Source organism: Reyranella sp., from assembly GCF_044224635.1.
Taxonomy (GTDB): Bacteria; Pseudomonadota; Alphaproteobacteria; order Reyranellales; family Reyranellaceae; genus Reyranella.
The window spans coordinates 1-14,416 of sequence record NZ_JBGAKA010000025.1 but is presented as its reverse complement, the minus strand read 5'-3'; the positions used below and the strand labels follow the sequence as shown (position 1 = coordinate 14,416).

The following is a 14,416-nucleotide window of genomic DNA, read 5'->3' as shown; positions in this document are numbered from 1 at the left end:
GATGAGCGAAACGCTCACCCCTGATGTCTGCGTCGTCGGGGCGGGATCGGCCGGCCTTGTGGTCGCCGCGGGCGCCGCGCAGCTCGGCCTCGATGTCGTGCTGATCGAGCGCGCGCTGATGGGCGGCGATTGCCTCAATCACGGCTGCGTGCCGTCGAAGGCGCTGATCGCCGCCGCCCGGATGGCGCAGGCGCAGCGGCTCGGCGGCCCCTTCGGCGTGGCGCCGGTCGAACCGCAGGTCGACTTCGCCACGGTGATGGACCATGTCGCCACGACGATCGCCGCCATCGCGCCCAACGACTCGGTAGAGCGCTTCGTGGGCCTCGGTGTGCGCGTGCTGAAGGAAGAGGCGCGCTTCATCGGCCGCACCGAGCTGCAGGCCGGGCCGCATCGCATCAGGAGCCGGCGCATCGTGCTGGCGACCGGCTCGCGACCGGCCGTCCCGCCGATCCCCGGGCTCGCCGACGTGCCCTATCTCACCAACGAGACGCTGTTCGCCAACCACACCCTGCCCGACCATTTCATCGTGATCGGCGGCGGGCCGATCGGCCTGGAGATGGCGCAGGCGCATCGCCGGCTCGGCGCGCGCGTCACCGTGCTCGAAGCGGTCGACTTCCTGCCCAAGGACGACCCGGAGCTGGCCGGCATCGTCGTCGCCCGGCTGCGCGCCGAAGGCGTCGATCTGCGCGCACCGGCAAGGATCGTCGAGGTCGCACGAGCGGCCGGTGGCGTGGCCGTCACCCTGGACACCGGCGAGCGGCTGCACGGCACGCATCTTCTGGTCGCTGCCGGCCGCACGCCAACCATCGAGCGGCTCGATCTCGAGAAGGGTGGTGTCGCCTTCACCACGCGCGGCATCACGGTCGACGACAGGCTTCGTACCTCCAACCTCCATGTCTGGGCGATCGGCGACTGCAACGGCCTCTACGCCTTCACCCACATGGCAGGCTACGAGGCCTCGCTGTTCATTCGCCGCGCCTTGTTCCGCGCCCCTGCCCGGCTCGATCCGTCGATCGTGCCGTGGGCGACCTACACCGACCCCGAGCTCGCCCATGTCGGGCTGAGCGAGCGCGCGGCGCGCGAGAAGCACGGCGACGCCGTCCGAGTGCTGCGCTGGCGCTTCGGCGAGAATGACCGGGCGCAGGCCGAGCGCGAGACGGATGGCCTGGTGAAGGTGGTGGTCGGGCGGCGCGGCCGCATCCTGGGGGCGTCCATTGCCGCGCCGCATGCCGGCGAGCTGATCCAGCCGTGGTGCCTGGCGATCTCCAGACGGCTCAGCATCTCCGCCCTGGCCGGCTTCGTGCCGCCCTACCCGACCCTGGGCGAGGCGAACAAGCGCGCGGCAGGAAGCTACTTCACCGGGGCGCTGTTCGGTTCACGCACGCGCCGTCTCGTCCGCCTGCTGGCAAGGCTTCCGCTCTGGTGAGGCGTTGAAGGAAAGGTCTCTCGCCGCGCTCGGGACGACACCAAACCTGTCATCCCGAGCATAGCGACGGCTCTTCTCTCCTCGGTCGGTCGACAAGGGCGATAGCGCCGGCACATCGATCCCATAGGGAGGCGATATTTCAGGACGCGACGCGCTCCCGGCATGGTGTGGCCACCCGCAAGGGCAACCCATCGATCCAGGAGACCACCATGATCACCAAGCTCACCATCGCCGCCGCCCTCAGCACCGCGCTGCTGGCCGGCGCCGCCAGCCAGACCTACACCCAGGGCATCGTCGAGAAGTGCTACGGCGTCGCCAAGGCCGGCAAGAACGACTGCCAGACCGCGACCTCGTCGTGCGCCGGCACGTCCAAGAAGGACGCCCAGGCGGACGCCTGGCTGAGCGTGCCCAAGGGCACCTGCGAGAAGATCACCGGCGGCCGCCTGAGCTGACGCCCTCCTTGCCGGCTCCAGTCCCGCGAGAGCGGAGCCGGCGTTCGCCTCGTCGCGCAGGCATTTGCCATGAAGGACTTTGCCATGATGAGCGTTTCCCAGCCCATGCCGGCAGCCATGCCGACGATCGTCGGCCGACTCGATGCAGCCCGCACCCGGGCCAGCCACTTCCCGCTGTCGCTCCTCGAACTCGGCATGCGCGTGGCAGTCGGCACCACCTTCTTCCGCTCAGGCATGAACAAGGTGCAGAGCTTCGACACCGCGATCGTGCTGTTCCGTGAAGAGTATCGCCTGCCATTGCTGCCGCCCGAGATCGCGGCCTATCTCGGGACCGCGGTCGAGCTGTCGGCGCCGATCCTGCTGGGGCTCGGCCTGTTCGCCCGGCTGGGTGCCGCGGTGCTGCTCGCCATGACCCTGGTCATCCAGTTCCTGGTCTATCCGGCCAACTGGCCGGAGCACTTGATGTGGGCTTCGATCCTGGCCTACGTGCTGACGCGCGGCCCGGGGGCGCTGTCGATCGACCGCGCCATCGCCTTCAATCTGTTCGGCCGCGCCTAGGTCGATTGCCGCTTCGAGGGAGGCCAGCCGATGACCCGACCGCGCATCGTCATTGTCGGTGCCGGTTTCGGCGGCCTCAGCGCCGCCGTCGGGCTGGCCGGCGCCGACGCCGACGTCACGGTCATCGACCGCCGCAACTACCACCTGTTCCAGCCGCTGCTCTACCAGGTGGCGACAGCCGGCCTGTCGCCGGCCCAGATCGCCTCGCCGATCCGCGCAATCCTGCGCCGCGCCGCCAATGCCCGCGTCGTGCTGGGCCAGGTCTCCGGCATCGACAAGGAGCGGCGGGTCGTTAAGGTCGACGGCCGCCCCGACGTCGCCTACGACCACCTGATCATCGGCACCGGCGCGCGCCACGCCTATTTCGGCCACGACGACTGGGAAGCCGTGGCGCCAGGCCTCAAGACGATCGACGACGCGACTGGCATCCGGCGCCGCATCCTCACCGCCTTCGAGCACGCGGAAGCGGCCGAGCAACCCGACACGCGCCGCCGATTTTTGACGTTCGTCGTGATCGGCGGCGGGCCGACAGGCGTGGAGATGGCCGGCGCCATCGCCGAGCTCGCCCACGCCGCCCTGCGCCACGATTTCCGCAGCATCGATCCACGCGAGGCGCGCATCGTGCTGGTCGAAGCCGGGCCGCGACCGCTGGCCTCGTTTCCTGAGCCCCTGAGCAAGGCCGCACACGAGTCGCTGGCGCGCCTGCATGTCGAGATGCGCCTCGGCAAGCCGGTCACCCAATGCGACGAACGCGGCGTGACGATCGGCGAGCAGCGCCTGGAGGCGGCAACGATCATCTGGGCCGCCGGCGTGGCGGCATCGCCGGCGGCGCGCTGGCTCGGTGTCGACAGCGATCGGATCGGCCGTGTCGTGGTCGGACCGGATCTGTCACTGCCCGGTCATCCGGAGATCTTCGTCATCGGCGACACGGCGCACGTCACCGACGCCAACGGCCAGCCATTGCCCGGTTTGGCGCCGGTCGCGAAGCAACAGGGCGCTCATGTGGCTCGCCTGCTGCGCGCCAGGATTGCCGGACACACGGCGCCGCCGCCATTCCGCTATCGCAACTATGGCACCATGGCGACCATCGGCCGGCGCTCCGCCGTCGCCGACTTCGGTTGGGTCCACTTCGACGGCACGATCGCCTGGCTGCTATGGGGCGCCGTGCACATCTCCTTCCTGATCGGCTTCCGCAACCGGCTGATCGTCATCCTCGACTGGCTGTGGTCCTACGTGACCTTCCAGTCCGGCGCGCGCCTGATCACGGGGCCCGGGTCGAACTAGAAGACATAGCGACGCGATTGCGCTGGCGCCGGAAAGTTCCGATCATCGCCGTCAACCGAGGAGTGTCCGGATGAAAGCGTCGATCTCCGCCTGTGCGCTCGCCGCGATCTTGGCGATGGGCGCAACCGCCACGTTCGCGCAGCAACAGCCGCAGGCACCGGCAGCGCCGACCGCACCCCCAACGCCGCCCAAGCTCCGCCTCAAGGTCGAGATCGAGCCGGCGGCGATGGCCTTGGTCAAGGCGATGAGCGACAAGCTTGCCGCGGCCAAGACCATGAGCTTCACGGCGGTCACCGGCTACGAGAGCCCGGCCCGCACGGGTGAGCCGCTGCTCTACATGACGCTGTCGCAGGTGGTCCTGCAACGTCCCGACAAGCTGCGCGTCATCACGCTCGGCGACGGACCGGAGACCGAGTTCTACTACGACGGCAGGACCGCCCAGGCGTTCGAGCCGGCGGTCAACCTGGTGGCAACGGCCGAGGCGCCCAAGACGATCGACGCCATGCTGCTCGCGGCCTACCAGCACGCCGCGATCTACTTCCCCTTCACCGACGTCATCGTCTCCGATCCGATGGCCGACTTCTCCAAGGGACTGCAGATCGCCTTCGTCGTCGGCAAGTCGCGCGTCGTAGGCGGCGTACCGACCGACATCGTCGTGCTCGCCGACCAGGCCACCCATCTGCAGCTCTGGATCGGCAGCGACGACAAGCTGCCGCGCATGATCCGCGCCACCTATATGAACGACCCGTCGCGCTATCGTCACACCATCGAGTTCTCCGACTGGAAGCTCGGCGAGGCGGCGCCGGCCGATACGTTCACCTCGCCCAGGCTGGCCGGCGCGCGCAAGATCCCGTTTGCCCGCCCCGATGCACCGCCGCCCGCCAAGAAGTGAAACCTCGACAGGAGAGCGCCATGAACAAGATCCTGATTGCTGCCTGTGCGATGGCCATTGCCGTTCCCCTCAGCCAAGCCGGGGCCTGGGGACACGGCGGCGGATGGGCCGGCGGCCGCGGCTCGTGGAGCGCCTCGGACGCGCGCGGCGGCAGCATCTCGGGTGGCGGCGGCGCGTGGAGCGCCGACGGCTATCGCGGCGGCACCGCCAGCGGCGGTGACGGCTCGTGGAACGCGACAGGCTACCGGGGCGGGACGGCGAGCGGCGGCGACGGCTCCTGGAACGCCACGACGGCGTCGGGCCAGCACTATTACGGCGGTTCCGATTACTGGCACGGCGGCTACTACCACGCCTACAACGCGCCGACCGTCGTCAATTCCTACAACGCCAATTGCTACAATTGCGGCGGCTGGAACAACGGCGGTGCGGTGGCCGCCGGGGTGCTGGCCGGTGCGGCCGTGGGTGCCGCGGCGGCCAATGCCAATACCGCCCAGGCCTACAATGCCGGCGTCGCAGCGGGCGCGGCGGCGGCGACCGTCGGCACCCTCTACGGCACCCTGCCAGCCGGTTGCACCTATCAGCCGGTCGGCAGCACGCCCTACTATACCTGCGCCAACGGCACTTGGCTGGCTCCGTCCTACGGTGCCAACGGCGTCTACTATCGCGTGGTGCCGATGCCGTAGTTCTTTTCCTCTCCAGCTTCGCTGGGGAGGTGTCGCCGTCTTCGGCGACGGAGGGGTCATGAGCAGCGGGACTGGGGCCTATGACCCCTCCGTCCGCGAAGACGCGGACACCTCCCCAAGCGAAGCTTGGGGAGGTGTCATGATGCCGTCGGCCCAGCCGTGACCCACGGGAACGCCAGGACCTCGCGCACGAAGGCGCCGACGGCGGGGACATGAGGGCGGCCGCGCACGGTGACGACCTGGATGATGCGGGCGATCTCGGGATCGATCAGCGGGCGGACGCACAGGCCGGGCATGGTGACGGCGTACTCGGGGATGAAGGTGAAGCCGAGGCCTGCCAGCGCCATGCTCTGAACCCAGTCGTCGCGGTTGGAGCGGAACACCATCGACACGGTGGTGCCCTGCTCGCGCCACAGGCGGCCGGCATGGCCGAAGAACTCGCAGTCGCTGCGATTGAGATAGGCCATGCCGTCGAGTTCCTTGACCCGCACGACGTTCTGCTTCTCGAAGGCGTGACCGGGGCAGACGCCGATGACGAAGCGTTCGTCGTAGAGCCGCCGGGCGTGGAAGCGATCGTCGATCTCCTCCGGCTGGCCGCAGATCGCGATATCGAGCTCACCCTTCGCCAGGCGCTCACGCAACTCGTCCGACGAGCCGTCCTGCACCGCCAGTCTCACCTTGGGATGGCGCTCGCGGAAGCCCTGCAGGAAGGGTACGAAGCGGTGCGGTCCGATGGTGCACATCATGCCGAGCTTCAGCTCGACATTCTCGAGCCGGCCGAAGCTCCTGGCCCGCTCCTTGGCGGTGTCGGTCTCGATCAGCACCTGGCTCAAGTGCGGGCGCATCATTTCGCCCAGGCCCGTGAGATGGGTGTTGTTGCGCTCGCGGCGGAACAGCGGGCCACCCAGCTCGTCTTCCAGCGCCTTGATGGCGCGCGTCAGCGACGGCTGCGAGACATGGCACGCTTCCGCCGCGCGGGTGAAATTCAGCGTCTCGCAAACCGCGAGAAAATAGCGGATCTGGTGCATTTCCACGGCGGTGGTCCCCCGAGTGCGCCAATCGAGTGCGCCGACAGTGTGCCCGAGACGATCATAGCTTGCGGCTATCGACTGCCATACCCGAAGGTATTTCCGCCGGCGTGCGCCTGCCGCCAGACTGGCCAGCCATGACCCTCACGGCAACGCTTCTGGAATTGAGCCGCCACCATCGGGCGGCGCTCAGCGCCCGCGACCGCGCCGACTTCGAGGACGAGCTCGACCGACTGCGCATGCTGCGGGTGCCCGAGGACGGCCTCGATGTGGGCGACTATCTCCCCGACTTCGCGCTCGAGGATGCCGCCGGGCGGACCTGGACCTCGAACGAGCTGCTCGATCGCGGGCCCCTGGTGCTGGCGCTGTTCCGCGGCGACTGGTGCCCGTTCTGCGAGCTCACCATGACGGCACTCGAGGCGGCGCGGCCGGCGATCGAGGCGCTGGGCGCCACTGCGGTGGGTGTCATGCCGGACCGGCCGGAGATCATCGCCCGCACGGCCGCACACCGTCATCTCGGCTACCTGCTGCTGAGCGATCCCGCCAACGCCTTCGCCCGCACCTGCGGGCTGGCCTACGATCTCTCGCCCGGCCACATCCGCATCCACCGGGAGCGCGGCCGCGACCTCCCGGCGATGCACGGCGATCGGATGTGGCGCCTGCCGGTGCCGGCGGTGTTCGTCGCCGAGCCGACGGCGCGCGTCGCCTTTGCGTTCTCCGATGCCGACCCCTCGCGCTGGCCCGATCCGGAGGAATTGCTGGCCTCGTTGCGCGAGCTCGGCGATGCGCACGTGCTATTGAATCGGTAGCGAAGCGGCATTTCAGGCGCGGCCGCGCGACGCGCAAGCTGCGATCACCAGATAGGGGAGATCGCACATGCTTCAAGGCAAGACGGCCATCGTCACGGGCTCGACCAGCGGCATCGGGCTCGGCATCGCCGAGGCGTTTGCGCGCAGCGGCGCCAATGTCGTGCTGAACGGCTTCGGCGATGCCATACAGATCGAGAAGAGCCGCGCCGACCTGGCGGCCCGCACCAATGCCCGCGTCGTCTACTCGCCGGCCGACATGAGCAAGCCCAGGGCGATCGAGCAGATGGTGCGCCAGACCACCGACGCCTTCGGCGCCGTCGACATCATGGTCAACAACGCCGGCATCCAGCACGTGGCGCCGATCGAGCAGTTTCCGGAGGAGAAGTGGGAGGCGATCCTCGCCATCAATCTCAGCTCGGCCTTCCACGCCACCAAGCTCGTGCTGCCCGTCATGCGGCGCAAGGGGTGGGGCCGGCTGATCAATGTCGCCTCGGCGCACGCGCTGGTCGCCTCGCCCTACAAGGCGGCCTATGTCGCGGCCAAGCACGGCGTGCTCGGCCTCACCAAGGTGACGGCGCTCGAGACCGCCGAGGACGGCATCACCTGCAACGCCATCTGCCCGGGCTACGTGCGCACGCCGCTGGTCGAGCAGCAGATCGACGACCAGGCGCGCGCGCACGGAATCGCGCGGGAAAAAGTGATCAGCGACGTGCTGCTGCAGAGACAGCCCAACAGGCGCTTCGTCGAGGTCGCCGAGCTGGCCGCGCTGGCCCTGTTCCTGTGCAGCGACAACGGCGCCTCGGTGACCGGCGTGGCGCTGCCCATGGACGGCGGCTGGACCGCGCAGTGAGGAGGCGGCAGTGGAGATCAAGCGCATCAACCTCGCCTTGCAGGGCGGCGGCGCCCACGGCGCCTACACGTGGGGCGTGCTCGACCGCCTGCTCGAGGACGCGCGCGTCGAGGTCGAGGCGGTGTCCGGCACCTCGGCCGGCGCGATGAACGCCGCCGTGCTCGCCGACGGCATGGGGCGCGGCGGCCGCGACGAGGCGCGCCGCGCGCTCGACGCCTTCTGGCACAATGTCAGCCGGGCCTCGCAAACCGGCCCGCTTCAGCCCAGCCCGTTCGACCGCTTCGCCACTGGCTGGAATCTCGACCATTCGGCGGCGTTCGTCGCCTTCGATATGCTGACCCGCATGCTGTCGCCCTACCAGTTCAACCCGATGAACCTCAATCCGCTGCGCCGCGTGCTGGAGGACTCGGTCGACTTCAAACGGCTCGAAGGCTGCCGCCGGATAAAGCTGTTCATCAGCGCGACCAACGTGAAGACCGGCAAGGTCCGCGTCTTCCAGTCGGGCGAAATCACGTCGGACGTGCTGCTGGCCTCGGCCTGCCTGCCGTTCCTGTTCCAGGCCGTCACGGTCGACGGCGATCCCTACTGGGACGGCGGCTACATGGGCAATCCGGCGATCTTCCCGCTGATCTACGGGGCCGAGACGCCCGACGTGGTGATCGTCCAGATCAACCCGCTGGGTTGCGACCGCGTGCCCACGACCGCCACGGAAATCATGAACCGGGTCAACGAGATCAGCTTCAATTCGTCGCTGATGCGCGAAATGCGGGCGATCTCCTTCGTCACCGACCTGATCGACGCCGGCAAGCTCGACAACAATGCCTACAAACGCATCAACGTCCACTGGATCGAGTCGGAGAAGCACATGAGGGGGCTCGGGGTGTCGAGCAAGCTCAACGCCCGGCTGGAGTTCCTCCTGCACCTCAAGGAGATCGGCCGCCAGGCCGCCGACGACTGGCTCGGCGCCAATTTCGACGCCATCGGCCGACGGTCAACCATCGACATCAAGGAAAAGTTCCTGTGATGTTCGGCCACACAAGGTCGTGCGTCGATCTAGGCCCGGCACCCCGACTTCGATAGACTCGGGGGGCGATGGCCGCCGACCTGACCGTATCAGCCGAGACCCTGAAGCCAGCGCGACGCCGCCGCGCCGTCTTCGGCTTGTCGTGGCGCATCCTCGGGCTGGTCGTCGTCGCCGTCATGACGGCCGAAGTCCTGATCTTCCTGCCCTCGATCGCTCGGTTCCGCGTGGTCTATCTCGAGCAGCTGATCGAGAGCGGCACCCTGGCGGCGCTGGCGCTCGACGCCACCCCCGACAACATGGTGACCGAGCAGGTGAAGCGCTCCCTGCTCGACAATGCGCGCGTCGATGCCGTGGTCCTGGTCGAGCCCAACAAGCCCAAGCGCGCCCTGATGAACATAGAACCGCGCCCCAGCATGCCGGGCTACAATCTCAAGGAACAGGGCTTCTTCAGCCTGATCTGGGATGCCCTGGAGGCGATGGCCCACGACGGACAGCGCTACATAAGGGTCGGCGGCGAATCGATGCGCCTGCCCAGGGCTATGGTCTGGATCGTCGCCGACGAATGGCCGATGCGCATCGCCATGTACGGCTATGCCGGCCGCATCCTGGCGCTTTCCATCCTCATCGCGCTGTTCACGGCGGCGCTGCTCTATCTCGGCCTGCGCTGGCTGGTGATCCTGCCGCTGCAGGATCTGTCGTCGGCCATGACGGCGTTCCGTCATGCACCGGAGGAAGCCGGCGCCGAACGGGCGCCGACCCGGCGCAACGACGAGATCGGCGTGGTCGACCGCGAGTTCCAGAACCTGCAGCGCGAGCTGCGCGCCTCGCTGCGTCAGAAATCGCGCCTGGCCGAAGTCGGCGCGGCGACCAACAAGATCAACCACGACCTGCGCAACATGCTGTCGACGGCGCGGCTCTTGTCCGATCGCCTGGCGCGCAGCGACGACGAGCGCACGCGGGCGCTGGCGCCGACCATCCTCGGCACGATCGACCGGGCGGCTCGCCTGGCAAGTGACGCGATCCAGTACGTCCGCGACCAGCCGACGCCCCGCCTCGCCGACGTCGATCTTGCCGACCTGGTCGACGAGGTCGGCATCGCGTTGCAGGAGCAAGGCGAGGAGAGCACGCCCAACGTGGTACGCCAATGGATCAACGCAGTCGGCGAGCACCAGCACATTCGCGCCGATCGCGACCTGCTCTACCGTGTGTTCGTCAATCTCGGCCGCAATGCCTTCGAGGCCGGCGCCCACACCGTGACCGTGCGCCACAGCGTCAATGGCGGCTACACCATGGTTGACGTCGCCGACGACGGGCCCGGCGTGCCGCAGGCGATCTCGGCACAGATCTTCCGGCCGTTCGCGACCGGTGGCCGGCCGGGCGGCGCGGGCCTTGGCCTCGCGATCGCGCGCGACCTGGTGCGCGCCCACGGCGGCGACATCGCCCTGAAGGAAACCAGCGCCAGCGGCACGACCTTCCGGTTCACCTTGCCGTTTGCCGGGCGCTGACGGTTGCTCCCCATCCGCTCGGGCGACGCCTGCCGACGTGGAATGGGCCTTCAGCGGATTCCAGCCGCGGGCAGCTGAAGGCAATCGACAGGGCTTCCCGGTCTGCTTCCAAAACCAGGCAACGCAAGCCTTCGCGGCGATCCACGACATGCCGACGACGGGATCGCTGTCGGCCTGCTCGAAGCCCGGATTGCGTCAGGTCGAGCCTTGTCTCACGCCCCACTTGCCGGCCTCGCCGAAGGCTTCACAGCTGCCGCCGGCCGGATGGGCGGTCGCGCCAGCGCCCCTTGCCAGCCGTCAGGGCATGGCCTTCAGCTTGGCCGTGAACTCGCGGATGCGCTGGGCGTTGACGCCGAGGTCGGAGTCGCCGAAGCGGCTCTTGGAGCGCATGTCGACCCGGCTGCCGGCGCCATCGGCACGGATGCGCACGACGATGTCGTCGCGAAAGCCGAACCAGTCGCTGGTGGCGACGGCCTCGAGGCGGCCATCGGCCGGGGCTCGGGCGACGACGTCCCAGCCCATCGCCATGGCCGCCTCGTCGACGCGCTTGAAGGCCTCGGCGGGCGGCACCGGCAGGACGACCGGCACGATATCGGGATAGGCCGAGCGCTGCAGGACGCCGGCGCTCTTGCCGGGCCAGGCTGGCGGGTTGGCGGCGCCCCGACGGAGCTGCAGGGTGACGACCAGCGGCGGAGGATCGTTGATATCGGTGGAGATGTCGTTGAGCTCGGGCATGTGCTGGGCGCGCTGGAACCAGCTCAGGGGCGTATAGGCGGCCGCCACGCCGATCATGATGGCGAGCACCGCGGCGACGAAGCCGCGCCGCCGGTCGCCCGGCCGGGTCGGCACGATGGTCGCGACAGCCAGGGCGACGCCGGCGACGGCGACGTAGAAGCCGTAGCGCATCACGCCGATGGCGATATCGACGTCGAGGCCGGCGAAGCGGTGCAGCGGACCGGCCAACCCGACGACTAGCGCACCCGCACACGCCATGACGAACGCCAGGCGCGCCAGACGATGACTGAGCGGATTGGTCGGCCGAACGAACATGGCTGCAACCTGCATCGTAGCCTCGAACGGGAGACCACGCATCCGCTCGACACGAAGGCGGTGCCCGGCGCGCCCAATCCGCAGGGCCTTGGCCTATGGCCACTTCCCCGTCATCCCCGAGCGCAGCCGCCCGATTCGGCGCTGTTCACAGCCGCCATCGGCGGCGCAGTCGAGGAGGCCGGTCTTTGTGGGCACCACCGCAGGAACGGTCCTTCCGCGACGCCCCGTGACGCGCGGCTGCGGTCGAAACGACAGATGTCTTGCCATATGTGAAGGCCGTGCCCCGATGCGCGGGGCTCGGCAACCGCGGCAGTCATGGCCCGTTCCTCTCACCAATCGGCACCATCGGAGGCAGGCCTTATGTCCGACGCAATGAAGCATCAACTCGACGACATCGCGCTCAAGCTCCGGAGTGCCCGGGACGCAGCCAACCGCCCCGGCGCCACCGAAAAGGACAAGGCCGACCTCAAGCTCATCGAGCAGGACTACATCGCGGCGCAGCAAAGGCTGAGCCGTGAATCGGCGTCCGAGGCCAAGCCAGGGAACACGGCAAAAAAGCTGGATAAGAAGCTCGATGAGGCGCTGAAGGGCACCTTCCCGGCGAGCGACCCCGTGTCGTTTGTCCAAGCGGCACCAGTAAAGGAGCAGGACCGGACACTGCCTTCCGTCAAGGTGGCCGAGCAGCAGCAACCCGGCAAGACAGCGGCGGCGCGCAAGTCGAAGTGACAGACAAGCCAGACCGCCGCCCTCTGCAATGACAGACAACGTCGCGGCGTCGGCACCCGCCGGAATGCCGAACCGCATGCCGGCGGGCAGGAGTCAAGCGGATCGATAGCCGCTACGGTCCTGGCGACCAATCTGGAGGCGCCAGCTCGAAGCCGCCATACTCGAAACCCGGCGACACGGTGCAGCCGACCAGGGTCCAGGCCCCCAGGGAACGAGCGGCCTGCCAGACGTGACGCGGCACCACGGCCTGCGGCTGCTCGCCGAGTCTGAAGTCCGTGCCGAGCCGCGCGTGCCGGACGGTGCGACCATCGTCGCTCAGAGACAGCTCGAGCGGCGCGCCGGCATAGAAGTGCCAGATCTCGTCGGCATCGACCTTGTGCCAGTGCGAGCGCTCGCCGGCTTTCAGCAGGAAGTAGATCGCCGTGCCGGCGGCGCGCTCGGCGTCGGGGGCGCGAAAGGTCTCGATGAAGTGGCCGCCTTCCGGATGAGGCCGCAGCCCCAGCCGGGCGATCAACTCGTTGGCCGTCATCAACCGGGCGGCGGCACCGTCGCCTTCATCGACGGCAGCTTGGCGAAGGCTGCGAACCATTTGGCGAGCTTCGGCCGTTTGGCGCGCCAGTCGTGGCTGGCGAAGCGATAGTCGAGATAGCCCAGCGCACAGCCGATGGTGATGGTGCCGATCGTCGGCTTGCCCTTCAGCGACTTGACCTCGGCCTCGAGCTGATCGAGCACGCCGTCGATCTTCTTCATCTGGCCCTTGCTCCAGTCGGGCCAGCGCTTCTCCTCGGGCCGCAGGAAACTCTCGTAGCGCGCCAGCAGGGCGGCATCGAGCAGGCCGTCGCCCATGGCCTGCTGGCGCAGCGCCACCCAGCGGTCGCGGCCCTTGCGCGGCACCAGCTTGCGGCGCTTGTGCTGGCTGTCGAGGTACTCGCAGATCACCGGCGAGTCGAAGAGGTCCATGCCCTTGACCGACAGGGCCGGGATCTTGCCGATCGGGTTGTGCTTGTCGACGTCGGCATTGGGCATCACTGGCGTCAGGGCGACGTTGACCGGCTCGATCTTCTTGTCGAGGCCGCTCTCGAGCGCCACCACCCTGACCTTGCGGGCGTAGGGCGAGGCGGGCGAGTAGTAGAGCGTCATCTTGGCCATGGTGGGTCCCCCCTTTATCCCCTCAGGCGACGGCCACGCCGGGGATTTCCGTGTCGTTCAGCCGGACCTTGCGGGCAACCTCGATGAGCTGCTGCCAGGTCGTGCCGTCGATCGGCACGCCGTTCTTCTCGCGATCGACGCGGCGGGCGCGCTCGGGCTCGCCGGGCGCCAGCACCTCGGCCACGCCCGGCTGGGGCCGCGCCGACTTCACCCAGGTGATGAAGGTCTCGACCTCGTCCTCGAAGGCCTCGACGCCGCCCATCGCCGCCGGATCGATGATGATCGACAGCATGTTGTTGATGATCCTGGTGCTGTCCTTCTTGATGGTGCGCGGGCTGTGGGTCAGGCCTCCGGTCAAGGCGCCGGCCAGCAGGTCGCAGATCACGGCCAGCCCGCCACCCTTGTGCAGGCCGAACGGCAGGATGGCGCCGAAGGGTGGGTTGTACAGCACACCGGGATCGGTTGTCGGGTTGCCTGCGGCATCGATCAGCAAGCCTTCGTCCATCTGCACCTTCTTGTTGCTGGCGACGCGAACCTTGCCGGCCGCCACCTGGCTGGTGGCGAAATCGAGCACGATCGGCTCCTTGCCCTTGCGCGGCACGGCCGTGCAGTAGGGATTGGTGGTGAAGCGCGGCTCGGCGCCGCCGAACGGCGCCACCAGCGACTTGTGGCCGTGCACGTTCACCCAGTGCGTGCTCACCATGCCGGCACGGGCGCATTGCTCGGCCCAATGGCCGATCCGCCCGATATGGTGCGAATTGGTGAGACCGAGGACACAGACGCCGTGCTTGCGGGCCCGATCGATGCCGATGTCCATCGCCTCCTTGGCGATGACCTGGCCGTAGCCGGCACCGCCGTCGATCACGATCACCGCGCCATTGTCGCGCGAAATTCTTGCATGATGGTTACGGGTGCAGTTCCCGGTCGTGGTGTTCTGGATGTAGGCCGGCATCATGCCGACGCCGTGGCTGTCATGGCCG

At 68.4% G+C, this 14,416-nt stretch carries 16 protein-coding genes; 11 read left to right on the top strand and 5 right to left on the bottom strand.

Annotated elements, in window-relative coordinates:
• Position 1 precedes the first annotated feature (1 nt).
• From ACILR9_RS21050 to ACILR9_RS21025, 6 genes are all read left to right on the top strand, one after another.
• Positions 2–1,426: a dihydrolipoyl dehydrogenase family protein gene (locus ACILR9_RS21050; protein ID WP_395711919.1), complete on the top strand. Its 1,425-nt coding sequence runs from the start codon at positions 2–4 to the stop codon at positions 1,424–1,426.
• A gap of 209 nt (positions 1,427–1,635) precedes the next feature.
• On the top strand, positions 1,636–1,878 hold the full coding sequence (locus ACILR9_RS21045; protein ID WP_395711918.1) for a DUF2282 domain-containing protein: 243 nt from the start codon (positions 1,636–1,638) through the stop codon (positions 1,876–1,878).
• Positions 1,879–1,947: 69 nt separating this feature from the next.
• Positions 1,948–2,436 carry a DoxX family protein gene (locus tag ACILR9_RS21040; RefSeq protein WP_395711917.1) on the top strand — a complete coding sequence of 163 codons (489 nt, stop codon included), beginning with the start codon at positions 1,948–1,950 and terminating at the stop codon, positions 2,434–2,436.
• Between the two features lie 30 nt (positions 2,437–2,466).
• Complete coding sequence (locus tag ACILR9_RS21035; RefSeq protein WP_395711916.1) at positions 2,467–3,720, top strand: NAD(P)/FAD-dependent oxidoreductase; 1,254 nt, start codon at positions 2,467–2,469, stop codon at positions 3,718–3,720.
• 70 nt (positions 3,721–3,790) lie between these two features.
• The gene (locus tag ACILR9_RS21030; protein WP_395711915.1) at positions 3,791–4,612 is read left to right on the top strand and encodes a DUF2092 domain-containing protein; all 822 of its coding nucleotides are present in this window, start codon (positions 3,791–3,793) and stop codon (positions 4,610–4,612) included.
• Between the two features lie 20 nt (positions 4,613–4,632).
• A complete protein-coding gene (locus ACILR9_RS21025; protein WP_395711914.1) occupies positions 4,633–5,295 on the top strand; it encodes a hypothetical protein in 663 nt (220 codons plus the stop codon).
• A 137-nt stretch (positions 5,296–5,432) separates the two neighbouring features.
• Here ACILR9_RS21025 and ACILR9_RS21020 read toward each other — a convergent pair whose 3' ends face one another.
• Positions 5,433–6,323, bottom strand: coding sequence for a LysR family transcriptional regulator (locus ACILR9_RS21020; RefSeq protein ID WP_395712009.1), 891 nt, complete (start codon positions 6,321–6,323; stop codon positions 5,433–5,435).
• A gap of 137 nt (positions 6,324–6,460) precedes the next feature.
• Here ACILR9_RS21020 and ACILR9_RS21015 point away from each other — a divergent pair, with 137 nt between their 5' ends.
• The 4 genes from ACILR9_RS21015 to ACILR9_RS21000 all read left to right on the top strand — a co-directional run bounded on the left by ACILR9_RS21015 (position 6,461) and on the right by ACILR9_RS21000 (position 10,511).
• Positions 6,461–7,132 carry a peroxiredoxin-like family protein gene (locus ACILR9_RS21015; protein WP_395711913.1) on the top strand — a complete coding sequence of 224 codons (672 nt, stop codon included), beginning with the start codon at positions 6,461–6,463 and terminating at the stop codon, positions 7,130–7,132.
• A 67-nt stretch (positions 7,133–7,199) separates the two neighbouring features.
• Positions 7,200–7,982 (top strand): 3-hydroxybutyrate dehydrogenase, encoded by a 783-nt coding sequence (locus tag ACILR9_RS21010; RefSeq protein WP_395711912.1) that lies wholly within the window; start codon positions 7,200–7,202, stop codon positions 7,980–7,982.
• A 10-nt stretch (positions 7,983–7,992) separates the two neighbouring features.
• Positions 7,993–9,006, top strand: a complete 1,014-nt coding sequence (locus ACILR9_RS21005) for a patatin-like phospholipase family protein (RefSeq protein WP_395711911.1) — start codon at positions 7,993–7,995, stop codon at positions 9,004–9,006.
• A 68-nt stretch (positions 9,007–9,074) separates the two neighbouring features.
• The gene (locus ACILR9_RS21000; protein ID WP_395711910.1) at positions 9,075–10,511 is read left to right on the top strand and encodes a sensor histidine kinase; all 1,437 of its coding nucleotides are present in this window, start codon (positions 9,075–9,077) and stop codon (positions 10,509–10,511) included.
• A gap of 297 nt (positions 10,512–10,808) precedes the next feature.
• On the opposite strand, the gene ACILR9_RS20995 is transcribed toward ACILR9_RS21000, so the two are convergent.
• Positions 10,809–11,576, bottom strand: a complete 768-nt coding sequence (locus ACILR9_RS20995) for a DUF1499 domain-containing protein (protein WP_395711909.1) — start codon at positions 11,574–11,576, stop codon at positions 10,809–10,811.
• Between the two features lie 345 nt (positions 11,577–11,921).
• On the opposite strand from ACILR9_RS20995, the gene ACILR9_RS20990 reads away from it, so the two are divergent.
• Positions 11,922–12,287 carry a hypothetical protein gene (locus ACILR9_RS20990; protein WP_395711908.1) on the top strand — a complete coding sequence of 122 codons (366 nt, stop codon included), beginning with the start codon at positions 11,922–11,924 and terminating at the stop codon, positions 12,285–12,287.
• A 112-nt stretch (positions 12,288–12,399) separates the two neighbouring features.
• Here ACILR9_RS20990 and ACILR9_RS20985 read toward each other — a convergent pair whose 3' ends face one another.
• The 3 genes from ACILR9_RS20985 to ACILR9_RS20975 all read right to left on the bottom strand — a co-directional run.
• Positions 12,400–12,816 (bottom strand): cupin domain-containing protein, encoded by a 417-nt coding sequence (locus tag ACILR9_RS20985; protein ID WP_395712008.1) that lies wholly within the window; start codon positions 12,814–12,816, stop codon positions 12,400–12,402.
• A complete protein-coding gene (locus tag ACILR9_RS20980) occupies positions 12,816–13,436 on the bottom strand; it encodes a glutathione S-transferase family protein (RefSeq protein WP_395711907.1) in 621 nt (206 codons plus the stop codon). Before ACILR9_RS20980 ends, ACILR9_RS20985 begins: the two co-directional genes overlap by 1 nt.
• A gap of 22 nt (positions 13,437–13,458) precedes the next feature.
• Positions 13,459–14,416 (bottom strand): malate/lactate/ureidoglycolate dehydrogenase (locus ACILR9_RS20975; protein WP_395711906.1); only part of this gene is annotated, 958 nt, incomplete at its 5' end.